This is a genomic window from Comamonas aquatica NBRC 14918 (assembly GCF_000739875.1).
Taxonomy (GTDB): domain Bacteria; phylum Pseudomonadota; class Gammaproteobacteria; order Burkholderiales; family Burkholderiaceae_C; genus Comamonas; species Comamonas aquatica.
In genome coordinates, this window is the sequence record NZ_BBJR01000024.1 from 115,453 (window position 1) to 139,398 (window position 23,946).

Annotated in this window: 21 protein-coding genes; 7 read left to right on the forward strand and 14 right to left on the reverse strand. The window is 65.4% G+C overall.

Features of this window, described 5'->3' with window-relative positions; genetic code table 11:
- Positions 1-495: 495 nt before the first annotated feature.
- A complete protein-coding gene (locus CA2_RS03540) occupies positions 496-1,446 on the reverse strand; it encodes a LysR family transcriptional regulator (RefSeq protein ID WP_042412725.1) in 951 nt (316 codons plus the stop codon).
- A gap of 100 nt (positions 1,447-1,546) precedes the next feature.
- Here CA2_RS03540 and CA2_RS03545 point away from each other — a divergent pair, with 100 nt between their 5' ends.
- Positions 1,547-2,797, forward strand: coding sequence for an MFS transporter (locus CA2_RS03545; protein WP_081888847.1), 1,251 nt, complete (start codon positions 1,547-1,549; stop codon positions 2,795-2,797).
- 159 nt (positions 2,798-2,956) lie between these two features.
- Here CA2_RS03545 and pdxR read toward each other — a convergent pair whose 3' ends face one another.
- Positions 2,957-4,435 (reverse strand): MocR-like pyridoxine biosynthesis transcription factor PdxR, encoded by a 1,479-nt coding sequence (gene pdxR, locus CA2_RS03550; RefSeq protein WP_042412727.1) that lies wholly within the window; start codon positions 4,433-4,435, stop codon positions 2,957-2,959.
- Between the two features lie 162 nt (positions 4,436-4,597).
- Here pdxR and CA2_RS03555 point away from each other — a divergent pair, with 162 nt between their 5' ends.
- Positions 4,598-5,851: a benzoate/H(+) symporter BenE family transporter gene (locus CA2_RS03555; RefSeq protein WP_042412729.1), complete on the forward strand. Its 1,254-nt coding sequence runs from the start codon at positions 4,598-4,600 to the stop codon at positions 5,849-5,851.
- Positions 5,852-5,855: 4 nt separating this feature from the next.
- Entirely contained in the window at positions 5,856-6,704 is an 849-nt protein-coding gene (locus CA2_RS03560) for a YggS family pyridoxal phosphate-dependent enzyme (RefSeq protein ID WP_042412731.1), read from the forward strand.
- Here CA2_RS03560 and amaB read toward each other — a convergent pair.
- From amaB to CA2_RS17900, 4 genes are all read right to left on the reverse strand, one after another.
- A complete protein-coding gene (amaB, locus tag CA2_RS03565) occupies positions 6,692-8,212 on the reverse strand; it encodes an L-piperidine-6-carboxylate dehydrogenase (RefSeq protein ID WP_042412733.1) in 1,521 nt (506 codons plus the stop codon). The two genes, CA2_RS03560 and amaB, sit on opposite strands and share 13 nt — an antisense overlap.
- Positions 8,209-8,565: a hypothetical protein gene (locus CA2_RS03570; RefSeq protein WP_042412735.1), complete on the reverse strand. Its 357-nt coding sequence runs from the start codon at positions 8,563-8,565 to the stop codon at positions 8,209-8,211. The genes amaB and CA2_RS03570 overlap by 4 nt, the downstream gene beginning before the upstream one ends.
- A 36-nt stretch (positions 8,566-8,601) precedes the next feature.
- Positions 8,602-9,720: a saccharopine dehydrogenase family protein gene (locus CA2_RS03575; RefSeq protein WP_042412737.1), complete on the reverse strand. Its 1,119-nt coding sequence runs from the start codon at positions 9,718-9,720 to the stop codon at positions 8,602-8,604.
- Between the two features lie 305 nt (positions 9,721-10,025).
- Complete coding sequence (locus tag CA2_RS17900) at positions 10,026-10,355, reverse strand: hypothetical protein (RefSeq protein WP_156105947.1); 330 nt, start codon at positions 10,353-10,355, stop codon at positions 10,026-10,028.
- 220 nt (positions 10,356-10,575) lie between these two features.
- Between CA2_RS17900 and CA2_RS03580 the strand changes: the two genes are divergently transcribed.
- On the forward strand, positions 10,576-12,720 hold the full coding sequence (locus tag CA2_RS03580) for an HDOD domain-containing protein (RefSeq protein ID WP_042412739.1): 2,145 nt from the start codon (positions 10,576-10,578) through the stop codon (positions 12,718-12,720).
- Positions 12,717-14,903 carry an EAL domain-containing protein gene (locus tag CA2_RS03585; RefSeq protein WP_042412741.1) on the forward strand — a complete coding sequence of 729 codons (2,187 nt, stop codon included), beginning with the start codon at positions 12,717-12,719 and terminating at the stop codon, positions 14,901-14,903. Before CA2_RS03580 ends, CA2_RS03585 begins: the two co-directional genes overlap by 4 nt.
- Positions 14,904-15,109: 206 nt before the next feature.
- Here CA2_RS03585 and CA2_RS03590 read toward each other — a convergent pair whose 3' ends face one another.
- Both CA2_RS03590 and CA2_RS03595 read right to left on the reverse strand, forming a co-directional pair.
- Positions 15,110-15,583 carry a GNAT family N-acetyltransferase gene (locus tag CA2_RS03590; protein ID WP_042412812.1) on the reverse strand — a complete coding sequence of 158 codons (474 nt, stop codon included), beginning with the start codon at positions 15,581-15,583 and terminating at the stop codon, positions 15,110-15,112.
- Between the two features lie 47 nt (positions 15,584-15,630).
- Positions 15,631-16,200: a helix-turn-helix domain-containing protein gene (locus CA2_RS03595; RefSeq protein WP_042412814.1), complete on the reverse strand. Its 570-nt coding sequence runs from the start codon at positions 16,198-16,200 to the stop codon at positions 15,631-15,633.
- Positions 16,201-16,238: 38 nt separating this feature from the next.
- On the opposite strand from CA2_RS03595, the gene CA2_RS03600 reads away from it, so the two are divergent.
- Positions 16,239-17,174, forward strand: a complete 936-nt coding sequence (locus CA2_RS03600; protein ID WP_042412743.1) for an EamA family transporter — start codon at positions 16,239-16,241, stop codon at positions 17,172-17,174.
- Between the two features lie 380 nt (positions 17,175-17,554).
- Here the strand turns inward: CA2_RS03600 and mmsB are convergent, their stop codons facing one another.
- The 6 genes from mmsB to CA2_RS03630 form a co-directional block, all read right to left on the reverse strand.
- Complete coding sequence (gene mmsB / locus CA2_RS03605; protein WP_042412744.1) at positions 17,555-18,451, reverse strand: 3-hydroxyisobutyrate dehydrogenase; 897 nt, start codon at positions 18,449-18,451, stop codon at positions 17,555-17,557.
- Positions 18,452-18,557: 106 nt separating this feature from the next.
- On the reverse strand, positions 18,558-18,959 hold the full coding sequence (locus CA2_RS03610; RefSeq protein ID WP_042412746.1) for a DUF488 domain-containing protein: 402 nt from the start codon (positions 18,957-18,959) through the stop codon (positions 18,558-18,560).
- A gap of 18 nt (positions 18,960-18,977) precedes the next feature.
- A complete protein-coding gene (locus tag CA2_RS03615) occupies positions 18,978-19,481 on the reverse strand; it encodes a TfoX/Sxy family protein (protein ID WP_042412749.1) in 504 nt (167 codons plus the stop codon).
- Positions 19,482-19,544: 63 nt separating this feature from the next.
- Positions 19,545-20,711: an acyl-CoA dehydrogenase family protein gene (locus CA2_RS03620; RefSeq protein WP_042412750.1), complete on the reverse strand. Its 1,167-nt coding sequence runs from the start codon at positions 20,709-20,711 to the stop codon at positions 19,545-19,547.
- A gap of 63 nt (positions 20,712-20,774) precedes the next feature.
- Positions 20,775-21,182 (reverse strand): lysozyme inhibitor LprI family protein, encoded by a 408-nt coding sequence (locus CA2_RS03625; protein ID WP_042412751.1) that lies wholly within the window; start codon positions 21,180-21,182, stop codon positions 20,775-20,777.
- A gap of 83 nt (positions 21,183-21,265) precedes the next feature.
- On the reverse strand, positions 21,266-22,789 hold the full coding sequence (locus CA2_RS03630) for a CoA-acylating methylmalonate-semialdehyde dehydrogenase (RefSeq protein WP_042412754.1): 1,524 nt from the start codon (positions 22,787-22,789) through the stop codon (positions 21,266-21,268).
- A 158-nt stretch (positions 22,790-22,947) separates the two neighbouring features.
- Between CA2_RS03630 and CA2_RS03635 the strand changes: the two genes are divergently transcribed.
- Positions 22,948-23,847, forward strand: coding sequence for a LysR family transcriptional regulator (locus tag CA2_RS03635; RefSeq protein WP_042412755.1), 900 nt, complete (start codon positions 22,948-22,950; stop codon positions 23,845-23,847).
- Positions 23,848-23,946 lie beyond the last annotated feature (99 nt).

Below are 23,946 nucleotides of genomic sequence, written 5' to 3' on the forward strand. Positions count from 1 at the left end.
GGAAACCTCCTGGGTTGTGGCAGCCAGGGCCAGCCTAACCCCACCGCGGGAGCACTGCGCGGCAAGGCCATGGTGCCGGGATGGCGAATCGAGGGCGGCCGGGTGCTGTGTCAGGGGCTTGTCCTGCCCGGTCCAACTGCCCTGTGCTTGTGCGGTCACGGTGGGGCTCTGGGCGCGTTGGCCACGGCTTGGCGACTGAGCCAACGCTGGGGCGGCCGAATGGTTGGCCTGCAGGGCCTGGCAGGCCGAGTTCACGGCCCGCAACGATTCCCACCTGGGGTGTACTGGGTCCATCTGGCGCGGCCAGTCGCCGGCTGTTGGCGTCGTGTGGTCATGCAGGCGCTGCAGGCCCGGTCTGTGTGGCGTCCTCGCGGCGACCCCTGCATGGGCCTTGGCAAGACATCGTGGCCGGGCGGGCCGTGGGGTGGAAGGGCCGGGGCCTTGTCCGTGGGGTGGTCGGTTGGCGATGTGGGCGATGGCGCACGGGCCCGGGTCTCACGGCGGGGGCGGTATGACCGAAGCCGCCCGCATGCCGCTGAGCTGCGGCATGGCGGCACGCATGGTGTCCAGAAAGCAGCGCAGCCTGGCCGGGTAGAACGCAGCCTGCGGGTAGACCAGGGAGACGGGCAGGGGGGCGGCCTCCCAGCCCGGCACCAGGTGCTGCAGCCGGCCGGCGCGCAGATCGTCCTGCACCACCCAGGCCGAGGCGATGCCCACACCCAGGCCGGCCAGGGCCGCGCTGCGCAGGGCGTACAGGCTGTCGGTGGACAGACGGGGCTGGATGGCCAGGCGCTGCGTGCCGTGCAGGGCGTGTGTCAGGCCCACTTCGCGCTGGTAGAAGGTGTTGAGCGCCATCCACGGCCAGCCGGCCAGGTCCTGCGCGGTCGTGGCCGGCGGGTGCTGGGCCACCAGGGACGGCGCCGCGACCACGATGCGCGGCACCTCGGCCAGGCGCAGGGCGATGACGGCCGGGTCCTGCACCTGGCCCACCTGGATGGCGCAGTCAATGCCTTCGGCGATGAAGTCCGGGCGGCGGTCGTGCAGCATCCATTCCACCTGCACCTCGGGGTAGCGGCGCAGGTAGTCCAGCAAGGGCGCCATCAGCTGGTCCTGGCCAAAGGCATGCGGCACCAGCACGCGCAGCTGGCCCCGGGGCACGTCCTGCACGCCGCGCAGATCGGCCTCCATGGCCTCCCAGTCCCGCACCAGCGACTTGGCATGGGCGTAGCAGCGCTCGCCGTCCACGGTCAGCTTCATGCCGTGCGTGGAGCGTTGCAGCAGGCGCAGGCCCAGCGCGCGCTCGAGCTGTTGCAGGCGGCGGCTGACGGTGGGTTGGGTGGTGCCCAGCTGCAGGGCGGCGGCCGAGAGGCTGCCGGCTTCGACGATGCGCACCAGGGTGTGCAGCAGGGCAAGGCGGTCGCTGCCGCTGGAAGGCGAGGTTTCCATACGTTAAGCGTATAGCAAATCTACAAGCCAGACCACTACCCGCGCGCTGTTGATATACGGAAACTCTGCAGCATTGATAGCAAACATCTGGACGTTGAACATGTCATCCATTCCATCTACGTATGAAGCGCGCAGCACGCACACCACCCAGTCCACGCAGGGCGTGATCCACCCACCGGCGCCGCCGGCCATCGGCGCACGGCTGCTGCTGTTGCTGGCTACGGCCGCGGGTGTCAGCGTCGCGTCGCTGTACTACAGCCAGCCCATGCTGGGGGTGCTGGGCGCCGATCTGCAGGCCCCGGCCAGCACCGCCGGCTGGGTGCCCACGCTGACACAGCTGGGCTATGCATTGGGCATTTTGCTGCTGGCGCCGCTGGGGGACCGGTATGACCGCCGCCGCATCATCCTGGCCAAGGCTGCGGCCCTGGTGCTGGCGCTGCTGGTCAGTGGCCTGGCGCCTGGCATGGCCAGCCTGCTGGCGGCCAGCCTGGGCGTGGGCCTGGCCGCTACCATGGCGCAGGACGTGGTGCCCGCCGCGGCCACGCTGGCCTCTGCGGCCCAGCGCGGGCGCATGGTGGGCACGGTGATGACCGGGCTGCTGCTGGGCATTTTGCTGTCCCGCGTGGTCAGCGGCCTGGTGGCCCAGCTCTGGGGCTGGCGCAGCATGTACCTGCTGGCCGCTGCCGCCATGGCCCTGTTGGCCGTGGCCGTGTGGCGCGGCCTGCCGCACTTTGCGCCCACCACCCAGCTGGGCTGGTCGGCACTGATGCGTTCCATGTGGGGGCTGTGGCGCCAGCATGCGGCCTTGCGCCGTGCGGCGCTGGCCCAGGGCCTGCTGGCGGTGGGTTTCAGCGCCTTCTGGTCCACGCTGGCGGTGATGCTGCACAGCCAGTTCCAGTTGGGGGCCGCCGCAGCGGGGGCCTTGGGGCTGGCGGGCGCGGCCGGGGCCTTGGCCGCCCCACTGGCCGGGCGCATGGCCGACCGCCGTGGCCCCGAGCTGGTGACGCGCGCCGGCGCCGCACTGGCAGCGGCCGCCTTTGCCAGCATGGCGGCGATGCCCTGGCTGGGGGCGCAGGGCCAGATGCTGCTGATCGTGGCGGCGGCCGTGGTGTTCGACTTTGGCGTGCAGGCTGTGCTAGTGGCGCACCAGACCATCGTCTACGGCATTGCGCCCGAGGCGCGCAGCCGCCTGAATGCGCTGCTGTTCACCGGCATGTTCGTGGGCATGGCCAGCGGTGCGGCCATCGGCAGCTGGGTGCTGGACCATGCGGGCTGGCTGGGCGTGGTCGTGCTGGCCACCGTGACGGCCCTGGCGGCCCTGGGGGTGTGCTGCTGGCCGCATGGCCGCTGAGTGCTATGGATGCCATCCCGCTGCGCAGCGCCAAACCAGCACTTGGGTGGCAGGCCTAACGCGTGTGGCTGCAAGGGCCGGTGTGGGGGCCCGGCCTCGCCAGTGTCAAGCTGGGGTGGACGTGGGGGCGGTCAGCCTGGGCCGAGGCCGCTGCCCGTTTCAGCCGGGGTGACGCAGCGCGTGCAGCACCTGGGCCAACTGGCGCACCCCGGCCTCCAGTTCCATCGGGGTGTAGGCCGCAAAGCCCATCAGCACGCCTTGGTGGCGCGGTGGTCCGCTGTACAGCGCCGACAGGCCCGCCAGCGTGATGCCGGCGCGTGCGGCGGCCGCCACCAGCGGTGCTTCTTGCAGACCGCCGCGCAGGTGGCAGGCCATCTGCATGCCGCCTGCGGGTACCTGGGGTTCCTGCCAGTCGGCCAGGTGCGTGCGCAGCAACTGGGCCAGCCGATCGCGCCGCTGGGCGTAGACGGTGCGCATGGTGCGGATGTGGGCCCCCAGGTGGCCGCCTTCGATGAAGCGCGCCAGTGTCAGCTGGGCCAGGGGCGCGCTGTGCCCGTCCTGCAGTGACCGGGCGACGGTCATGGGGGCCACCAGCGCGGGCGGCAGCACCATATAGCCCAGGCGCAGGCCTGGAAATAGCGATTTGCTGAAGGTGCCGATATAGAGCGTACGCCCGTGGGCGTCCAGCCCTTGCACGCAGGCCGTGGGTTTGCCGGCGTAGTGGAATTCGCTGTCGTAGTCGTCCTCGAGGATCCAGCTCTGGTGCTCCCGGGCCCAGGCGATGGCGGCCAGCCGCCGCTCCAGCGACAGGGTGGCGCCGGTGGGGTACTGGTGGGACGGGGTCAGGAACATGGCCTGGGCGGGCGGGGCGGCCGCGAGGTGCTGCACCTGCATGCCCTCGGCATCCAGTGGCACGGGCTGGCAGACCAGGCCGGCGGCGTCAAAGGCCTTGCGCGCACCATGGTAGACCGGGTCTTCGATCAGGATGCGGTCACCCGGGTCCAGCAGCACCTGCGCGCACAGGCTCAGCGCCTGCTGGGTGCTGGTCAGCACCAGCACCTGCTCGGGCGTGGCGCGGGCGCCGCGCTCCAGGTTCACATAGTCGGCAATGGCCTGGCGCAGTGGCAGCACACCCTGCGCCGGGCTGTGCTGCAGCGCGCGGTGGCCGTATTCCTTGAGCACCTGGCGCTGCAGCCGCTCCCAGGTCGGCAATGGAAAGTTGCGGGTCTCGGGCACGCCGGGGACAAAGGTATGGGGCGCCGGAAAGTCGCCAACACCGCCTGCAGCCAGCATGGCCTGGCAGCGTCGACTCAGTGGCGGCGCCGCGGCCGGGCCGGCTGCTGCGGGGCGGGCCGGCAGGCGCCGCGCCTGCTGGGACACCTGGCTGCCGCTGCCCACGCGCCGCGTGATGAAGCCTTCGGCGTGCAGCTGGCTGTAGGCCGTTTCCACCGTATCGCGCGACACCGCCAGCGATTGCGCCAGTGCACGCGAGGCAGGCAGGGGCCGCCCGGCCGCCAGTTGGCCATCGAGGATCAGCTGCCGCAGGCTGCGCTGCAGCCGGGCGTGCAAGGGCAGGGCCTGGTGGGCCGGATCGGTCATCCAGGCTTTGACGGATTCGAGCAAGGCGTGTTTGAACAATTGGTCTGACCGGTGGTGGAAAAGTGGCTGGCTACAGCATGCCATTCGGATTTTATAAACGGCGCATGCCCAGGCAGCAGGCACACCGTGTTCCATCGGTCGAGCAACGCCTGGGCCGGTTGGATTGTTTGACTGTGTGATCTGTTGGAAAGTTGTTCAGGCATGGCCCATACCCCGGCTTCCGTTTCTGTGTCCGCGCGGCTGCGTCTGCGCGATGTGTTCCATCCTGCCGTGGCGGGGCTGGTGTCGGTCATCGTCAACTACGGGGGCACCTTCATCCTGGTGTTCCAAGCGGCCCGGGTGGCTGGGCTGGATGCCGCGCACACGGCGTCCTGGGTGTGGTCGCTCTCGATGGGCGTGGGGCTGACGGGCCTGCTGCTGAGCTGGCTGACGCGTGCGCCCATCATCACGGCCTGGTCCACGCCAGCGGCGGCGTTTCTGGTGACGGCACTGGCCAGCACGCCCTATGCCGAAGCTGTGGGTGCCTACCTGGTGTCGGCTGCTGCCTTTGTGGTGCTGGGGTTGTCTGGGGGCTTCGAACGTGTCATCCGGCTGATTCCCCCGGGCGTGGCCACCGGGCTGCTGGCGGGGATTCTGCTGCCCTTCGGCCTGCGGGCCTTTGGCGGCGTGGCGGTGGAGCCGGCGCTGGCGCTGCTATTGATCGTGGCCTATGTGGTGCTCAAGCGCATTGCCGCACGCTATGCGGTGGTCGGCATTCTGCTGCTGGGGCTGGCGTTCCTGGTGCAGCAGCAACGCGTGGACCTGGCGGGGCTGTCGCTGCAATTGGCGGCACCGGTGTACACCGCACCCACCTGGTCGCTGGACAGCTTGCTCAGCGTGGCCCTGCCATTGTTTCTGATCACCCTGACGGGTCAGTACATGCCGGGCATGCTGGTGTTGCGCAACGATGGCTTTGCCACCAGTGCCAACCCGATCGTGACTGTGACCGGTCTGGGCTCTTTGCTGATGGCTTCGTTTGGTGCGCATGCCTTCAATCTGGCGGCCATCACGGCAGCCATTGCCACGGGGCGCGAAGCCCATGAAGACCCGTCCAAGCGGTGGATTGCGGGAGTGACCGCAGGCCTAGCTTACTGTCTGGTGGGGGTGTTCGGGGTAACGCTGGCTGCCGTCTTCATGGCCCTGCCGGCTGCGTTCACCACCACGCTGGCGGGACTGGCCCTGCTGGGCACCCTGGGCGGCAGTCTGGCGGCCGCCCTGGCCGATGCCCGTACCCGCGAGGCGGCGCTGATCACCTTTCTGGCTGCAGCGGCCAACATCCAGTGGCTGGGCGTTGGCGGCGCGTTCTGGGGCCTGGTGATCGGTCTGCTGGCCCATGCCGTGCTGCATGGCCGCATGCCCTGGCGCCCGGGGAGTGCTGCACCGCTGGCAGCGACCTCCTCTGTCACCAAGGCCTGAACCTATGTCGGCTCCAAATTTCTTTCCGACCCGCACCGGCCATGACCAGCATGGTCGCTATCCCCAGGCCCTGACTCTGGCGGACTTTCAACACAATCTGGCTGCGGTCCAGGCCCGCATGGCGGCGGCCTGCCAACGCGCTGGGCGGGATGCGGCCAGCGTGCGGCTACTGCCGGTGAGCAAGACCAAACCCGAAGCCAGCCTGCGCCTGGCCCATGCGGCGGGTTGCCGGATGTTGGGCGAAAACAAGGTGCAGGAGGCCTGGGGCAAATGGGAGTCTTTGCAGGACCTGACCGATCTGCGCTGGTCGGTCATCGGCCATCTGCAAACCAACAAGGCCAAGCTGGTGGCGCGCTTTGCCAGCGAATTCCAGGCCCTGGACAGCCTGCGCCTGGCCGAGGCTCTGGACCGCCGCCTGCAGGCCGAAGGGCGCGCGCTGGATGTCTTTGTCCAGGTCAATACCTCGGGCGAGGCCAGCAAATACGGACTGGCCCCCGAGGCGGTGCCGGCGTTCCTGCAGGCCTTGCCCGCCATGTCGGCGCTGCGGGTGCGCGGCCTGATGACGCTGGCGCTGTTCTCCGAGGACAGCGCGCGGGTGCGCCAGTGTTTCGTGCGCCTTCGCAGGTTGCGCGACCAGTTGCGGCAGAGTGCCCCGGCGGGCATGTCTCTGGAGGAGCTGTCCATGGGGATGTCGGGTGACTTTGATATCGCGATCGAGGAGGGTGCCACCGTGGTGCGTGTGGGCCAGGCCATTTTTGGTGCCCGGGCAGTCCCGGACCAGCACTATTGGCCAGGACTTGCGGTGCCGGCGGAGGTGGACGGGGTGTCAGGGCCTCTGCCTCACCCGAACTGAATGCCCTGGGCCAGGGGCAGCTCGCGCGAGTAGTTGATGGTATTGGTGGTGCGGCGCATGTACTGTTTCCAGGCGTCGGAGCCGCTTTCGCGGTCGCCACCGGTTTCTTTTTCGCCGCCAAAGGCACCACCAATCTCGGCACCGCTGGGGCCGATGTTGACGTTGGCAATGCCGCAGTCCGAGCCAGCGGCCCCGAGAAACGTCTCCACCTCGCGCAGATCGTTGGAGAAGATGCAGGAGGACAGGCCCTGGGGCACGCCGTTGTTCCAGGCGATGGCCTGCTCCAGCGTGTCGTAGGTCAGCACATAGAGCAGGGGCGCAAAGGTCTCGTGCTGCACGATGGCGGTTTGTGCCGGCATGTCCACAATGGCCGGAGCCGCGTAATAGCCTTGGGGGAACTGGTCTGCCAGCACGCGCTGGCCCCCTGTGAGCACGGTTCCGCCTTGAGTCTGGGCCTGGGCAAGAGAATGCTGCATCGCATCCAAAGCGGCCCGGTCGATCAGCGGGCCCACCAGTGTGCCGGCCTGCAGCGGGTCGCCGATGCACAGGCTGGCATAGGCTTGCAAGAGTTTGTCCAGCAGCGCGGCCTTGGCACTGTGGTGCACGATCAGCCGGCGCAGCGAGGTGCAGCGCTGGCCTGCCGTGCCCACGGCGCTGAAGACGATGGCACGCACGGCCAGATCCAGATCGGCCGCGGGGGTGACCACCATGGCATTGTTGCCGCCCAGCTCCAGAATGCGCTTGCCAAAGCGGGCCGCCACCTTGGGGCCCACGGCGCGGCCCATGCGGCTGGAGCCTGTGGCGGACACCAGAGCGATCTGCGGGCTGTCCACCAGGGCCTCCGCGACATCGCTGTGGCCGAGCACGATCTGCGCCAGACCCGGGGGCGCACGGTCGCCAAAACGGGCGATCGCCCGCTCTAGTGCCTGGAAGGTGGCCAGGCCCGACAACGGGGCTTTTTCCGAGGGCTTGAAGACCACCGGGTCGCCGCATACCAAGGCCAACGCCGCGTTCCAGGCGAACACCGCGCTAGGGAAGTTGAAGGCCGTGATCACGGCCACCGGCCCCAGCGGGTGGTACTGCTCCATCATGCGGTGGCCGGGGCGTTCGGACACGATGGTCTTGCCATGCAGCTGGCGTGACAGGCCGACGGCAAACTCGCAGATGTCCACGCCTTCTTGCACCTCACCCAGGCCTTCCTGCAGGATCTTGCCCACCTCGCGCGAGACCACCTGGCCGATGTCGGCCTTGCAGCGGCGCAGTTCCTCGCCCCACAGCCGCACCAGTTCGCCGCGCACTGGCGCGGGCACCAGGCGCCATTGCAGGAAGGCCTGGGCCGCACGATCGATCACTGCCGGCATGGCGGCTACGGGCACAGCAGCCAACTGGGCCAGCGTGGCGCCGTCGATGGGGGAGCACACGGTGATGTCATCGCCCTGGTGAGCGACCAGATCGATGCCGCAGTGCGACAGCACGGTGGAGAAGTCGGTGGCAGAAAGCGCGCTCATGGATGCTCCTTGGCAGAGGACAGGGTGTGCGGTGTCGTGGGTTTCAGGCCGTGGTAGAAGATCCAGGCCGTGGCGAGGTACACCAAGGGATAAGCCAGCACGTAGGCCGCCAGTTCCAGGTAAGTCGACAAACTGTCCGCTGCAAAAAACAAGGTGTGTACCAGTGCCGTCAGCAATCCCGTCGTGTATGCCAGCAACGCCAGATAGGCCGCAGCGGTGGCCACCAGCAGCATGGCGCGCCGCCGTTCCGAAACCCGCAAGGTCCCGGCGCGCATTTGCAGGGGGATGTGCAGCAGGCGGTAGACCGCCAGCATGAGCAGGAAGGGCAGGGCGATGGCGGGCAGAACAAACATGGCAGCGGGCGAAAGAGGCAGACCCTGGCTGGGTGATCAGGCGTTGGTATTGCCTGGCGCCGCCGGAGCGGGCAGCAGGGCTTCAAAGTAGCGCCCCACACGGGTGTTGCGCAAGGCGGAAAGCGTGCATTGCTCCTGTCGCACAAAGCCTTGTTGCGGCAGCAGGCCCTGGGCCCACAGTTCCACCGCCGCCAACACGCCAGCGGCCGTGGTCAGTTCGATGGCCGTGCGCTGTCGCCCGCGCAGCGCTGCACCGTAGAGCCGGGTGCTGTGCGTGACCTGTTCCAGCCGACCGCTGCGCAGGCCCGTGGCCGTGGCGGCCACCACCACCATGTCGTCCCGGCTGTGGGGCACGGCACCATCCAGCACCTGGCGCAGCAGATCGCGCCGCTCGATCAGGCGCAGCCCGTGCAGCAGCAGGTGCATGGCGTCGCGGTGGCCCGGGTGGCGAATGGTTTTGTAGTTCAGGTTGCGCACGCGGCCAGCCAGCGTCTCGCACAGCGTGCCCAGGCCGCCTGAGGTGTTGAAGGCCTCGAACACCTGCCCGTCGAGGCTGAGGCTTTCCAGGCCCTCCAGGGGTTGCACATTAGCGAGCTGGCCGCCCACGATGGCGTCACAGGGGTTGCAGTATTCGTTGATAACGCCGTCCACGCTCCAGGTGAAGTGGTAGCGCAGCGCATTCAGGGCGTGCAGCGTGAGCGCGCCCACACGCAGTTGCAGGTCATAGAGCTCGTCAAACTGCCTGGCCAGATGCCCTCCCAGCATGCCGATCAGCCCAGGTGCCAGTCCGCACTGCGGCATCAGCACTGCCCGTGCCCGGGGTGCCAATGCGCGGATGGTGCGGGTGGCCGCCACATCCTCGGTCAGATCAAAGTAGTGCACGCCCCGCTGCGTTGCTGCCGTGGCCACGCGTGCCGCGCAGAAAAAGGGCAGGGCATTGATGACAAGGCTGTGGGCGGCCAGCGCGGCGGTGAGTGCCGCATCGTCTTGGACATCCAACTGCAGGTGGCGCAACAGGGGATCGCTGTGGGGTGGAGCCGGCTGAACATCCGCCAGCGTGACCGGCATCTCATACAGCTCGGTCAGCATGTCGGCCAGGGTGGTGCCGATCTTTCCCGCGCCGAGAACCAGGATGTGGTGTGCATGCATGCTCATGGCAGGCTCCTTTGCAGCGCCGCTGGCTGAGGGGCAGGGCTTGCTGTGGAAAGCTGGGGCAGCCGCTCAGACCATGCGGGTGATATCGCTTGATAGACCGCACCACTATTATGGGACGGTGCTTGTGCGTCTTGACCACGACATTTGCTTAATCCTGTGCAGCAGGGCTAATGGTGCAGGTGTGGGATGGGGTGCAAGAAACAGCGACGTCCGATACGGTCTGACCGATGTTGCGCGGACTGAGGAAAGCTGTAACAACGCCCCCTTGGGATAGTGAGCGACTGCATGCCAGTGATGGGGGCGTATCAGCCCGGGCGAAATGTGGATTCGGGACGCAGATTTTCACCAGCCTGTGGGTATTCGGAAAGCAATCGCGTGGCGTGCATATTGAAGGTCATCTGGTATTCCATGATCTGGCCGCGGGTGTTGGGAATATTGGCATCCCACATTTGTTCCATTTTGGTGCGATGCTCAATTCGCAGCAGCAGCGATATTCTTCCCGGCTTGGCGATAGGCCGACGATGCGTCGAACCAAGATATTGATGGCTTGAATGCTTGTGCGTGACAACCCACCGGATGCTGTCAACGTCGTGGGTCAGCGAAGAAAGTCCATTTGAAATTTGCGAGAATTGCAAGGCAATGAAGCAGCATCTGAAGCACGATTGATGAATAAATAATGGAAGGTATAAAGCAGTTTTTTTTGTTGTGTAGGACAAGCGCGCTTTCAAATGCAATATGTCTGTATGTTGTTGTTTGTGATTATCACTGGACGGCGGTTGTGCCGATTTATTGCTTGCGTATCAAAAATAACTTATAGAATTTTTGACACAACCACAGATCAAAGCAAAATCAACCATGCATCGACTACCAGAGGTCGTTCGGGAATCCGTAGAAACCGGGAAGATCCCGTCGCCACCTGAAGTTTTGGTGCATCTGATGCGGGCGATGGAGGACGAGGCCTCCTCTATTCCCGATCTGGCGCAGATTGTCAGCCAGGACCCTGGCTTAGTAAGCCGCATCCTGTTGGTCGCCAATTCACCCGCACTGCGGCGAACGAAAGAACTCACGACGATTGAAGACTGCCTCGCATCCATCGGCATTCGATTGGTGCGTGCCCTGGTCACCTGCCTGTCCATCCAAAGGCTGTTTGACAAAGACCAGACGCTTTCATCGGCCGAAGTGGCGGATTTCTGGTGCCATTCACTGCTGGTGGGCGAACTTGCACGGGGCATTGCCGAGCAGGCCGGCTTGCACAAGCCCGACGATGCCTATCTGTCCGGTCTGTTGCACGACATTGGTGAATTGATCTTGCTGCAGGCCATCGGCGACCCCTATCGCCAATTTCTGGCGAATGTCTCGGCCCATCCTTCGCTGACTGCCGATGAGGAACAGCTTTTTGGCACGACACACAGTGAGGTCGGTGCGTGGCTGATCGCGCATTGGGGGCTGGATTCGGTGCTGGCCGATGGCATTGCGTTTCACCATGCCCGAGCCACTGAGATAGCCGCAGCGACAGCCTTGCCGCAAGCCGTGTGGCTCGCGCAGGCGCTCACGCTGCAGGAGGAGGACGCGGCCGAATATGGGGCACTGATTGAGCGCACCGCGCTTGCCATCGATCCCGTGGCCTTGGTCGTGACGCGAGCACGTGCGGTGGAGCGCACCCGGCAGATTGCGGAGGCCATGGGGATTGCGGTGGCTGCGGAATTCCCGCAACGTGCCCTCCAGCAGGTGCCTGCGACCAGCGTGCCAGCCATGTCGTTCAGCCCAGCCGAGAGCGAGCTGTCGGTGATGGTGGGAGGCATGGCCTTGCTGCAACCCCTGCAGCAGGATTTGCTGCAGTTGGGTAACGTCCGGGAGGTGTTGCTGGCGCTGCGAGAGTCTGCGCGCATCCTGTTTGAGCTGCCCAGCATGGCCATCTTGCTGGTTGATGCCTCCGGTGCAGCCTTGACCGGCGACGGGGTGGAAGGTCAACCCTCGCTTTTTCGCCAACTCTCGATCCCTTTGGCACCCGCCGCATGCCTGGCGGCGGCGGCTGTCGCCGATCACCAGGTCAGAGCATCGTTTGCCAGCGCCCAGCCGCTGGCCTTGCTGGACCGGCAATTGGTACGCGCCCTCTCGGCCGATGGCCTGCTGTGCATTCCGTTGGTGGCCGGCCAGCGGACGGTGGGCGTGATCGTCTGCGGTCTGTCCTCTGGGCACTACGCAGGCTTGCAGCGGCGTATTCCGTGGCTGAAGCATTTTGGAAAAATCGCCGCCTTGAGCCTGGAGGTTGTGCTGCGGGCCGAACAAGAGCGACACGATGCCGAAGAGCAGCGGACCCAGCAATTCATCCGCCACGCACGCCAGATCGCGCACGAAGCCGGCAATCCGCTCGGCATCATCAAGAGCTATTTGAAGATTCTGGAGCGCAAGCTGCCCGAAGACAGCGTTGGGCAGGAGCTGGGAATCCTGGCGGAAGAAATTGACCGTGTGGCCGGTATCGTCGGAAAGATGGCCGATGACCACACCCAAAACGTGGCAATCCAGGGCATAGACTTGGCAGCAGTGTTGAGCGATTTGCTGGCCCTGTATGCAGACCCTCTGTTCAAAGAAAAAGGGATCCGGGTTGAAAAGCAAGTGCCCCCGGCTGAAATTCTGGCATCCGTGGAACGCGACCGTTTCAAGCAGATCGTGCTCAATCTTTGGAAGAATGCATCAGAGGCCTTGGGCGCGGGCGAACTGGTCAAAATTGCCCTGATTGACGGGGTGGTGCACGGTGGCACCCATTACGCGCAGCTTCGGATCGATGACTCGGGCCCGGGCATCTCCGAAGCGAAAATCCGCACCCTGTACGAGCCTGCAGTCATTTCCACGACCCAAACGCGTGGATTGGGCCTGTCACTGGTCGGGCGCCTCGCCAGGCAGGAAGGGATTTTGATTACCTGCCGCAGCCAGCCGGGCGCGGGGACCTGCATCGAACTACTGGTTCCAAAATTCATACCGGAGAGCGCACTCACATGAATGCCATCAGCATCCTGGGCGTTCCTGACAAGCCCCAAAACCTGGAGACGGGCTGCCATCTCTTGATCGTGGACGACGAAGCGCGCTTTCGGACCGCCTACAAAACCTTGCTGGCCCATGAGCAGCGGGTCATCGAGGAGGCCGAGAACGGGCAGGAAGCCTTGTCCAAGCTCAAAGAGGGAACAATCGATCTGGTGATCCTGGATTTGAAGCTGCCGGACATTTCGGGTCTGGAGATCATGGAGTGGTTGACGGCCAACAAGATCAACACCACCGTGATTGTCTTCAGCGCCGACAAATCCATCAATTCCGCAATCCATGCCTTGCGCCACCGGGCTTTTGAGTTCCTGCGCAAGGATTGCGATCCAGACGATATGTTGCTGGCGGTCGAGCGCGCTTTGAACCACCGGCAGCGGGACAAGGAGCACGCCAGCATCTCGGCACAGCTCAAGCACTCGGAACGCCTGCACCGCTTCCTGGTGGAACAGTCCCCCGACATCATCTTTACGCTCAACAAAGAAGGGTTCTTTACCTTCATGAATGGCCGCGTATACAGCCTGCTGGGGTACGAGGCCGATGAGTTGATCGGCAAGCACTATTCGCTGATCGTCGACCCGCGCGACTACCTGCACGTGCAATATGCGTTCAAGGAGCGGCGTGTCGGCCTGCGCGCCACCAGCAACAAGGAGGTGCGCTTTCGTGTCAACCCGGTGTCGCCCAAGGCCAGCAGTGGCAGCGAGATCACGGTCATCCTCAGTACCCAGGGTGTGTACGAGGCCCAGGATATTGGGCAGACCGGGCGCTTTGTGGGCACAGCCGGGGTGGCACGCGATATTTCCGAGCGTAAGCGCGCGGAAGAAACGATTGCCTTTCAGGCGTTCCACGATTTGCTGACCAAGCTGCCCAATCGCAACCTGTTCATGGACCGCCTGGAGATGGCGATTGTCGAGGCGAGCCGCCGCAAAGAAAAACTGGCCGTGATGTTTTTCGATCTGGATCGCTTCAAGCTGGTCAACGACACCTACGGCCACCCCGTGGGCGACCAGCTCTTGCGAGAGTTCGCGGCGCGTGTGCGCAAATGCCTGCGCAATGGCGACACCCTGGCGCGCCAGGGGGGCGATGAATTCACCGTCTTGCTGCCGTCCCTGGCGCATCGTGATGACATCGCCGTGATTGCGGAAAAAATCCAGGCGGAGCTGCGCAAGCCCTTCCGGGTCTCGGACACGCAGTTTCTGGCGACGACGAGCATTGGCGTTGCGGTCTATCCGGACGATGCCACGCATGCCGCAGAGCTGATCCGTTGTGCCGACATGGCCATGTACCAGGTGAAAGGCCAGGGCAAAAATGGCTGCGCAGCTTTTCTGCCGCACATGCAGACCTCCTACCTGAATCGCTTGTCCATCGAGAATGACCTGCGTGAAGCCGTCAAACAGGGCAACCAGTTCGAGCTGTACTTCCAGCCGCAGATCGAGGCCTTGACCGGCAAGGCAACGGGCCTGGAGGTCCTCATCCGTTGGCACCATCCCAAGGAAGGGATGATCAGCCCCGATGTGTTCATTCCGATCGCCGAGGAAACTGGCTTGATCGTGGCCATCAGTGACTGGGTGCTGTGGAAGGCCTGCTCCCATTTCGCGGCCTTGAGTGCCCTGGGCTTTGACCACCTGCGCCTGGGCATCAACCTCTCGCCCCGGGAATTCGACCGCAGTGACTTCATGGAGCGTATCCAGGTGCCACTGGAAGAGTTTGGTGTGCCACCCCAGTCCCTGGACATCGAAATCACCGAGAGCCTGTTGATGAAGGATGTCGAAAGCATCGTGGCCCGCATTCAGCGCCTGCGTGATACAGGGATCCACATCTCCATCGATGATTTCGGCACGCGTTATTCTTCGTTGAACTACTTGCGCCGGTTCTCAGTCAACCGCATCAAGATCGATCAATCCTTTGTGCGTGACCTGGGCCTGTCGCAAGACTCCTACGCCATCATCCAGGCGATTGTTGGCATCGCCAAGAATTTCAAGCTGAACGTGATTGCCGAGGGCGTGGAAACGGCGCAGCAACTCGAGATACTGCACCAGCTGGGGTGCAACGAGATGCAGGGCTACTTCTTCAGCCGTCCCTTGCCTTTTGAAAAGACGGTGGAGTTCTTGAAGACCACCCCGCAGCACGCGCTCGGTTGCCCATAGGGCGGCATGCGTTGGGATGAGGCCCCTGGTCAATCTGGGGGGCAGATCTGCCGCAAGGTGTTCCTACACAACAACCGCCGGAATTGATGCACGGATGCGGGGGAAGGTGGGTCTGGCCCATAAGCGCACTGCGCCATGCATGGATTGCGTGGGGAGTCGCTTTCAGCCGGTGGCGTCAACCAGGTGGCCTTTGCCTGGGCAGTCCATCACACTGCAGCGCTGCCGGTCGATGCCGCCGGTTTCAACATGTCGATGTGGGGAATGCCATCATCGTCATAGACATCCCCGGCGGCCTGGAAGCCGAGCGATCCATAGAACTTTTCGAGGTGCGCTTGTGCACCGATCCGTATGCCTTGGCCGGGAAAGTGTTTTTCCGTGAAGGCGATGGCCTCGGCGACCAGCGCGCGGCCAATTTGGAGGTTGCGGAATTGGGCCAGCGTGATCACGCGCCCGATCGAAGGCTCCGTGTATTTGAGCCCGGGATCCACGACCCGGGCATAGGCCGCGAGCTCGCTCCCCACCGTCACCCGCAGGTGCCAGGACTGTGGGTCCAAGCCGTCGGCGTCCTGGTAGGCGCACTGCTGCTCGACGACGAAGATCGATTCTCGGGCGCGTAGCACTTCGTAGATTTCCAGGGCCGTGAAGGCCTCCAGGCGGTTCCAGTGGTAGTTCAGATGCATCATGTGGTGAGCGGGGGGCAGGGGCGAGGCGGCGTTGCCGATGGGGGTCAGCGAAAGTGGCGCTTGATGACCAGATAGCGCGCAGCGGTCGTTCCGCTGTTGCCAAAGGATTGTTCTTCGTGGGTGGACACGCGCGCGCAGTCCCCAGGCTGTAGTTCGTAGACGGTGGCCCCGCTGGTGAGCGTCAATTGGCCTTCAAGCAGCAGGATTTGATCGTCCGAGTGCAGCGTGGCGCTGGCGGCAAAGCTGACGGTTTGCCCCGGTGGCAACTCGACCGCCACGATCTCCACCTCGGCGGCATCGCCCGATGGGGACAGCAGCCGCCGGACATAGCCCGTGGCCGGGTCTGTCCACTGCTGCTGCTCCTGCATGCGCTGGATCGCTGTGGGGGCTGACCGGGGCTCGCGCATCAGGGCCGACATGCTCAGGCCCATGGCATCACCAATCCGGGAGAGCAGCACGGCGGTGGGGCTGCTTTCACCGCGCTCGATCTTGGAAATCATGGCCCGGCTCACGCCCGCCTGGGTCGCCAGCTGGTCCAGTGTCAGTCCGCGTCGCATCCGCTCTTCGCGGACGCGCTGGGGGATGAGGTGTTCGGGGGATGTGTGGGGTGACATGAATTCCATTATAGTGGATATCTACTATAGTGGAATATATGCGTGCAACGTTCTCGAATACGACAGCCGTGCCGGTGCTGGCGCTGCTGCTCAATGCGCTGGCCTGGGGTGTCGCGTGGTGGCCTTTCCGGCAGCTTCAGTCCTTGGGGCTGCATCCGCTGTGGGCGACCGCCTGCATCTACGGGTTGGCGGCCAGCGTGATCGGGCTGTGGCGCCCCCAAGCACTGGGCCAGGTCGTGCGCCTGCCGTCGCTGTGGGGGATCCTCATCGCCTCAGGTCTGACCAATGCGGCCTTCAACTGGGCGGTCAGCATCGGGGACGTGGTCCGTATGGTGCTCTTGTTCTATCTGATGCCGCTGTGGTCGCTGCTGCTGGCAAGGCGGTTGCTCGGCGAAGCGGTGACGGCCGGTGCGTGCGTGCGCGCTGTGCTGGCGGTGGTCGGGGCCGGCTGCGTGCTGGCCGGTCCTGCGGCAGCTGCAGCGGGCATACAGGCCAGTTCTGCCAGCCTTGCCGATGCCTTGGCCTTGCTGGCCGGCTTTGCTTTTGCCTTGAACACCGTGCTGCTGCGGCGTGCGGCCGCGGTACCGCGCGAAGGGCGGGCGATGGCCATGTTTCTGGGCGGGGCTTTGGTCGCGGGGGCTGCTGCCACCTTGCTGTCCGGGGCAGGGGATGCCGCCTCCCTGGCTGTCACCTGGCCTGGCGCCGCGGCAGCGTGGGTGCTGCCCGTTGCGGGACTGGCCCTGGCCTTTCTGGTGGTGAACCTGTGCCTGCAATATGCCGTGGCCCGTCTCAGCGCCCGGGTGACGGCGGTGGTCCTGCCGTGCGAAGTGCTGTTTGCGGCCGTCACCGCCGTCTGGTGGGGTGGCGCGTCCTTGCATCTGGGGCTGGTGGTGGGCGGGGTGTGCATTCTGTCCGCGGCGATGGCCAGTGTCTGGGGGCATGCCAGGGCGGCCTCCAACATGGTGTCCGAGTGATCCATCGGAGTGAGGGCGGCTGTGCCCATGGCATGGCGCGGCCTGTGCGTGAAGGCTCCAAAGGGCGCAGGGTGCGCCACGTTTAGCTCGGGCGAATGCTCGTCCTTCTTCCTTGCTCCGTGGTGGCTAGGACTGCGCTGGTGCTGTGGTGCGCTCCTCCCCCAGGGGGGGGCTCCTGATTTCAGCCGGACTGTGACGCTGCTTGCACGATCGAACGGCGGGCACGCCGCGGCTCGAAGGGCCGGTTACGGGTGCAGGGGGGCAGTGTCCGCAGAGTGAATACCTCTCTGAGGCCGTGGGCGTCAGCACCCCCATAAAACAAGCTGCCAGGCATCTGCCTGGCGGCCTGGGAGGATGATCCTGAGCGGTGGCTCAGACCCTCACGGTTTTTGCAGCATCTTGATGACGCTGGAGAAGTCTTCGCCGCCGTGGCCCGCAATGCTGTGGGCCGCATAGATGGCGCGGGCCATGCCGCCCAGCGGGGTGCTGGCCTTGGTGGCGATGGCGTTGTCCTGGGCCAGGCCCAGGTCCTTGAGCATCAGGTCCGTGCCAAAGCCGCCGGCATAGCCCTTGCTGGCCGGGGCGTTCTCGTGCACGCCGGGGAAGGGGTTGTACTTTTCCAGCGCCCAGTTGCCGCCGGAGCTGCGGCGCATGATCTCGCTCAGCACCTTGGGGTCTAGGCCGTTGGCCACGCCCAGGGCGATGGCTTCGCTGGTACCCACCATCAGGATGCCCAGCAGCATGTTGTTGCAGATCTTGGCGGTCTGGCCGGCCCCCACGGCGCCGGCGTGGAAGATGTTGGCGCCCATTTTCTCCAGGTAGGGCTGGGCGCGTTCCAGCTGCGCCGTGGTGCCGCCGACCATGAAGGTCAGCGTGCCCGCAATCGCGCCGCCCGTGCCGCCCGACACCGGGGCGTCGATGAAGTCGATGCCGGCGGCATCGGCCGCCTTGGCCACCTTCTGGCTGGTGGCGGCGGCGATGGTGGAGCTGTCGATCACCAGCGTGCCCGGGGCAATGCTGGCCAGCAGGCCGGGGGCGCCGTCCTTGCCCAGGAACAGGGCCTCCACGTGCTGGCTGGCGGGCAGCATGGTGACCACCACCTTGGCGCCCTGCACGGCGTCCTGTGCGCTGAAGGCGGCGGTGGCGCCTTCGGCAACCACCTTGGCGACGGCCTCCTTGGACAGGTCGAAGGCGCGCACGGCGTGGCCGGCTTTTTGCAGATTGATGGCCATGGGGCCGCCCATGTTGCCGAGGCCGATGAAAGCGATGGTGGTCATACCGTTGTCTCCTGGTGGTGTTGAACTGTGGTTGTAATCTTCAAAAAAACTAGCTGTCTGCGCTGGTGTGATAAGGGCTGGAGGCTTAAAAGTCTTGCAATCCGAGCTAGCTAATGCCGAAGTCGGCCCCGCGCTCGCTCAGCAGGCTGCGCAAAATGCTGCGGTGGCAGCGGGCCTCGTCCTCGCAATAGCAGCCCAGGGCGAAACGGCCGTGGTGCGACAGGGCCGCCAGCAGGTCCAGCGTGCGCGCCGCCGGGGCTTCGGCCATGGCCCTGCGAAAAGCTTTCTCAAACTGTTGCCAGTCCTTGGCGTCGCCGTTTTTCTGCGCAGCCTGGCCCAGGGCCATGAGTTCGGCCGAGGGGGACAACTCCGGGTACCAGACGTCGTAATAGTCGCGACGGGCAAATTCGGCCTTGGGCACACCGCGCGGCGGTCGGCGCACGGTGCCGATGCGCAGGCCCTCGTCCGCGCTGCGCGGGCTGCCAAGTTGAACGATGCGGATGGGCATGGCGTGTCTCCGGGCCGGTCAGGCGTCGTCATCGAACACGGAGTGCTTGCGCGCAGGCGGGCGTGGTGTGGCCTTCGTGTTGGTGGGCGTTTTGGCCGTTTTGTGCAGGCTGGAAGCGCGTGGTGCGCTCTCTTTGCGCGAGCGCGGCGGTGCCCCGTCACCGCGTGCGGCCTTCTTGCGCGTGGCCTTGGCCAGCGGGTTGAAGGCCAGGGCCGCGGCGATCCAGTGCTGCCACTGCGCGCGCGTGGCGTAGGCGGCCGGGCTGATGTAGAAGTAGCCGTCCATCAGCCCCTTGCTGGACAGGGTGCGCACGCCCGGCGTTTCCGCCACGGCGGCGTGTGTGTCCGACGGCAGGCGCACCAGCAGCTCGTCGCCTTCCACGCCCAGACACAGCTTGCCGTTCACCATGAACACATGGCAGCCGAACATGCGCTTTTCCTCGACCTCGCCGGCCTCCAGCAGCGCTTCGCGCACGGCGTCGATGAGCTGCAGGGTGTCGTCGGAAAGCGGGCGGGCAGGCATGGCGGTTTGGGTGTGAAAAGGGTGTTGGGGCTTGTGCAGTGCGCGCTGCCAGCTATGAAAATTTCAGCGGATGGCGTCGGGCGCGTCGGCCTCCAGCATGCGCCGGGCAATGATGACACGCATGATCTCGTTCGTGCCCTCCAGGATCTGGTGCACGCGCGCATCGCGCATCAGGCGCTCCAGCGGGTACTCGCGGATGTAGCCATAGCCGCCGTGCAGTTGCAGGGCCTCGTTGCAGACCATGAAGCCGGCGTCCGTGGCAAAGCGCTTGGCCATGGCGCAATAGGTGGCGGCGTCGGGGGCGGCGGCATCCAGCTTGCTGGCGGCCAGGCGCACCATCTGGCGCGCGGCGACCAGCTCGGTCGCCATGTCGGCCAGCTTGAACTGCAGGGCCTGGAAGCTGGCAATCGCCTTGCCGAACTGCTTGCGCTCCTGCATGTACTGCTGCGCCTGGGTGAGCGCGCCCTGGGCGGCACCGATGGAGCAGGTGGCGATGTTGATGCGCCCGCCGTCCAGCCCCTTCATGGCGATCTTGAAGCCTTCGCCTTCTTGGCCCAGCAGGTGGTCGGCCGGGATGCGCACATTGTCAAAGCTGATGACGCGCGTGGGCTGGCTGTTCCAGCCCATCTTCTCTTCCTTCTTGCCGTAGCTGATGCCCGGGGCATCGGCCGGCACGGCAAAGGCGCTGATGCCTTTGGCGCCCGAGTCGGGGGCGCCGGTGCGGGCCATCAGCACCAGCACGTCGGTGCTGCCGGCGCCGCTGATGAAGGCCTTGGCCCCGTTGATCACATAGTGGTCACCGTCCTTGTCGGCCCGGGTCTTGAGCGAGGCGGCGTCCGAGCCGGCGCCGGGTTCGGTCAGGCAGTAGCTGGCCAGCTTCTGTCCACTGGTGAGTGCCTCGCCCCAGGTGGTGCGCACGGCTTCGGTGGCCCAGGTGCCCAGCATCCAGGTGGCCATGTTGTGGATGGTGATGAAGGCGGTGGTGCTGGGATCGACGGCGGCCAGTTCCTCGAACACCAGCGTCGCATCCAGGCGCGGCAGGGCCAGGCCGCCGGCGTTCTCGGGGGCGTACAGGCCGCAAAAGCCCAGTTCACCGGCCTGGGCGATGGCCTCGCGCGGGAAGATGGCTTCGCGGTCCCATTCGGCGGCATGCGGGGCCAGGGCGTTCTGGGCGAACTGGCGCGCGGTGTCGGCAAAGGCGCGTTGGTCTGCGCTGAGTTCAAAGTCCATGGCGGTGTCTCCTGTCTCTTTGTTGTTGTCGAAGGCGGTGTCCGCAGATGCAAGGTCCGCGGCTCAGGGGGGCGGCGCTTCGCCGTGGTGCAGCCAGTGCCGCAGGGCGGCGTGGCGGGCTTCGGTCTGCTGCGTTAGGCAGTCGTGCAGACGCTGGGGCCAGTCGACGCGGCCCTCGTCGCCGGCATGGCGGGCCTTGCAGGTGCTGGTGCGCTGGCGGCTCCAGGCGCTCTGGTCCTTGCGCAGGGCCGGGCGCTCGTGGGCCGACAGGGCGCGCATCACATCGCCATACAGAATGTTCTGCGCGCTGTCGGCCTGCTGAAAGCGCTGCACGGCGCAGGCATTGCGGCTGGCGGTGTCGCTGGCACCGGGTTCGCAGGCCGCGCCGGCCTGGGCCCGCACGGCAGGGCTGTGGATCAGCACGGCCACCAGCAGGCAGGCGGTGGCCAGGGAGGGGGCAGGCAAATTCATGCCTGCATCATCCCAGAGTTTGGTATCCAAACGGCCTCCTGCCCAATCTGCACCAGCGCTGCCAGCTATGCTTTGCGCAGGCCTTACTTCAGGCTGATGGTGGTGTTCACGCCGTGGCTGGTGGTCGAGTCGTCGAACCAGCGCGCGGTGACCGTCTTGGTCTGGGTGTAGAACATCACCACCTGCTTGCCGTAGGGGCCCAGGTCGCCCAGCTTGGAGGCACGGCTGCCGGTGAACGAGAACAGGGGAACAGGCACAGGGATTGGCACGTTGATGCCGACCTGGCCGACGTCGATCTCTTCCTGGAACTTGCGCGCAGCGGCGCCGCTTTGGGTGAAGATGGCCGTGCCGTTGCCGTTGGGGTTGGCGTTGATGAAGGCGATGGCTTCATCGATGTCCGCGGCTTCGGCAATGCACAGCACGGGGCCAAAGATTTCCTGGTCGTACACGCTCATGCCGGGCTTGACGCCGCTGAAGATGGTGGGGCCGACAAAGTTGCCCTTCTCGTAGCCGGCTACCTGGGGCTTGCGGCCATCCAACTCCAGCACGGCACCTTCGGCAATGCCACGTTCGATCAGGCTTTCCACGCGCGACAGGGCAGCGCAGCTGACCACGGGGCCGACGTCAGTGCCGGGCTCGGTGCCACCGGAGACCTTCAAGGTCTTGGCCTTGGCCACCAGCTCTGGGATCCAGTTGCGGGCCTCCCCGACTAGCACCACCACCGACAGCGCCATGCAGCGCTGGCCGGCCGCACCAAAGGCGGCGCCGGCCAGGGCGTTCAGCGACTGCTCCTTGTTGGCATCCGGCAGGACGATGGCGTGGTTCTTGGCGCCCATCATGCACTGCACGCGCTTGCCGTTCAGGCTGGCGCGGTTGTAAACATGGGTGCCGACCTTGGTGGAGCCCACAAAGCTGATGGCTTTGATGTCGGGGTGGTCACAGATGGCGTTCACCGCGTCTTCACCGCCGTGGATGACGTTCAGCACGCCGGGGGGCACGCCGGCTTCCAGCGCCAGTTCGCACAGGCGCATGGTGACCATGGGGTCTTGCTCGGAAGGCTTCAGGACGAAAGTGTTGCCGGTGGCAATCGCCATGGGGAACATCCACAGCGGAATCATCGCGGGGAAGTTGAACGGCGTGATGCCGGCGCACACGCCCAGCGGCTGGTTCAGCGTGTAGGTGTCCACGCCATTGGCCACGTTGTTGGCCAGCTCGCCCAGCTGCAGGCTGCCGATGTTGGCGGCGTGCTCCACCACTTCCAGGCCGCGGAAGACGTCGCCTTCGGCGTCGGGCAGGGTCTTGCCCTGTTCGGCGGTCAGGATGGCGGCCAGCTCCTTCATGTTCTCGCGGATCAGCTGCTGCAGCTTCAGGAAGATGCGGGCGCGGGTGCCGATGGGGGTCTTCTTCCAGGTCTTGAAGGCTTCCTTGGCGTTGCTCACCGCCAGGTTGATTTCCTCGGGGGTGGCAAAGGGCACGCGGGCCAGCACCTCCTGGGTGGCCGGATTGACCACGTTGCGCCACTGGGTGGTCTTGGATTCGACCAGCTGGCCGTTGATCAGCAGTTTGACGGTCGGGGCAAGGACGGCTTGGGAAGCAGGTGCATTCATGGTGCGTGTCTCCAGGGTGTTGTAGGAATCAGGTGGGCTTGGCAGCGGCTGCGGTGCATTCGTCCGACCATGGAGGACATGCTAGGTGTGCAAAACTGCCAAAGCAATACGCATTTACGCACCTTGGCTTTGCATAAATGCACAGTCATACTGTGGGCATGGATTGGGATCATTTGCGTTTCTTTGCGGCCCTGGCCCACACCGGCACGCTGGTGGGGGCGGCACGCGCACTCGGTGTGGAGCACACCACCGTGGCCCGGCGCATCCAGGCGCTGGAGCACCAGCTGGGTACCCCGCTGTTCGTGCGCGATGCCACGGGGCACAAGCTCAACCAGGCCGGGCGCCAGCTGCTACCGACGGTGCAGGCCATGGAGCAGGCCGCCAGCGGCATTGAGCACCTGGCGCAGCACAGCGATGCCGAGCATGCGGCGGTGGCCGGGCTGGTGCGCGTCGGCGTGACCGAGGGGCTGGGTGTGCAGCTGCTGGCCGCGCCGCTGTCGCGCCTGTCGCTGCAGTACCCCAAGCTGTCGGTGGATCTGCTGGCGCTGCCCCGGCTGATGCACCTGTCGCGGCGCGAAGCGGACATCGTCATTTCCCTGGAGCGGCCCAAGCGTGGCACGGTGGTGGTCAGCAAGCTGACCGACTACCACCTGTATCTGTATGGCGAGCGCCAGTACCTGGCGCGCAAGCCGCTGGTGCACAGCAGCGAGGACCTGCGCCACCACCAGTTCATCCACTACGTCGACGACCTGTTGTTCTCGCAGGAGCTGCAACTGCTGTCGCAGCTGTACAAGCCCACCCATTTCGTGTTCCGCAGCACCAGCATTGCGGCGCAGTACGAGGCCGTGCGCGCCGGCGCAGGCCTGGCGGTGCTGCCGGCGTTCCTGGCCGACCGGGACCCGCTGCTGCAGCGCGTGCTGCCTGAGCAGGCGCGGTTCGAGCGGAGTTTCTGGATGTCCATGCCCGAGGAAGCCAAGGGTGTGCCGCGCATCCAAGTGGTATGGAAACTACTGAAGCATTTGTTCACAGAGCACCAGTCTCGGCTCAAGCCCCTGTGAGCGCGGTTCACTCAGGGTTATTTAGCAGTTTGGTTTGCACAAACAGGACCTGAGCCAAGGTTATGCTATCGCTCCGGTTAAATTTTGTTAGCAATTGCA

Excerpts from the sequence above, each read along its gene's own strand:
- CA2_RS03610 (WP_042412746.1), bottom strand. The coding sequence starts at position 18,959 with ATGCCCATCCGCATCGTTCAACTTGGCAGCCCGCGCAGCGCGGACGAG.
- CA2_RS03585 (WP_042412741.1), top strand. The coding sequence starts at position 12,717 with ATGAATGCCATCAGCATCCTGGGCGTTCCTGACAAGCCCCAAAACCTG.
- CA2_RS03545 (WP_081888847.1), top strand. The coding sequence starts at position 1,547 with ATGTCATCCATTCCATCTACGTATGAAGCGCGCAGCACGCACACCACC.
- CA2_RS03600 (WP_042412743.1), top strand. The coding sequence starts at position 16,239 with ATGCGTGCAACGTTCTCGAATACGACAGCCGTGCCGGTGCTGGCGCTG.
- amaB (WP_042412733.1), bottom strand. The coding sequence starts at position 8,212 with ATGAGCGCGCTTTCTGCCACCGACTTCTCCACCGTGCTGTCGCACTGC.
- mmsB (WP_042412744.1), bottom strand. The coding sequence starts at position 18,451 with ATGACCACCATCGCTTTCATCGGCCTCGGCAACATGGGCGGCCCCATG.
- CA2_RS03590 (WP_042412812.1), bottom strand. The coding sequence starts at position 15,583 with ATGCATCTGAACTACCACTGGAACCGCCTGGAGGCCTTCACGGCCCTG.
- CA2_RS03620 (WP_042412750.1), bottom strand. The coding sequence starts at position 20,711 with ATGGACTTTGAACTCAGCGCAGACCAACGCGCCTTTGCCGACACCGCG.
- CA2_RS03630 (WP_042412754.1), bottom strand. The coding sequence starts at position 22,789 with ATGAATGCACCTGCTTCCCAAGCCGTCCTTGCCCCGACCGTCAAACTG.
- CA2_RS03540 (WP_042412725.1), bottom strand. The coding sequence starts at position 1,446 with ATGGAAACCTCGCCTTCCAGCGGCAGCGACCGCCTTGCCCTGCTGCAC.
- CA2_RS03570 (WP_042412735.1), bottom strand. The coding sequence starts at position 8,565 with ATGTTTGTTCTGCCCGCCATCGCCCTGCCCTTCCTGCTCATGCTGGCG.
- CA2_RS03575 (WP_042412737.1), bottom strand. The coding sequence starts at position 9,720 with ATGAGCATGCATGCACACCACATCCTGGTTCTCGGCGCGGGAAAGATC.
- CA2_RS03615 (WP_042412749.1), bottom strand. The coding sequence starts at position 19,481 with ATGCCTGCCCGCCCGCTTTCCGACGACACCCTGCAGCTCATCGACGCC.
- CA2_RS03560 (WP_042412731.1), top strand. The coding sequence starts at position 5,856 with ATGTCGGCTCCAAATTTCTTTCCGACCCGCACCGGCCATGACCAGCAT.
- CA2_RS03635 (WP_042412755.1), top strand. The coding sequence starts at position 22,948 with ATGGATTGGGATCATTTGCGTTTCTTTGCGGCCCTGGCCCACACCGGC.
- CA2_RS03625 (WP_042412751.1), bottom strand. The coding sequence starts at position 21,182 with ATGAATTTGCCTGCCCCCTCCCTGGCCACCGCCTGCCTGCTGGTGGCC.
- CA2_RS03555 (WP_042412729.1), top strand. The coding sequence starts at position 4,598 with ATGGCCCATACCCCGGCTTCCGTTTCTGTGTCCGCGCGGCTGCGTCTG.
- CA2_RS03580 (WP_042412739.1), top strand. The coding sequence starts at position 10,576 with ATGCATCGACTACCAGAGGTCGTTCGGGAATCCGTAGAAACCGGGAAG.
- CA2_RS03595 (WP_042412814.1), bottom strand. The coding sequence starts at position 16,200 with ATGTCACCCCACACATCCCCCGAACACCTCATCCCCCAGCGCGTCCGC.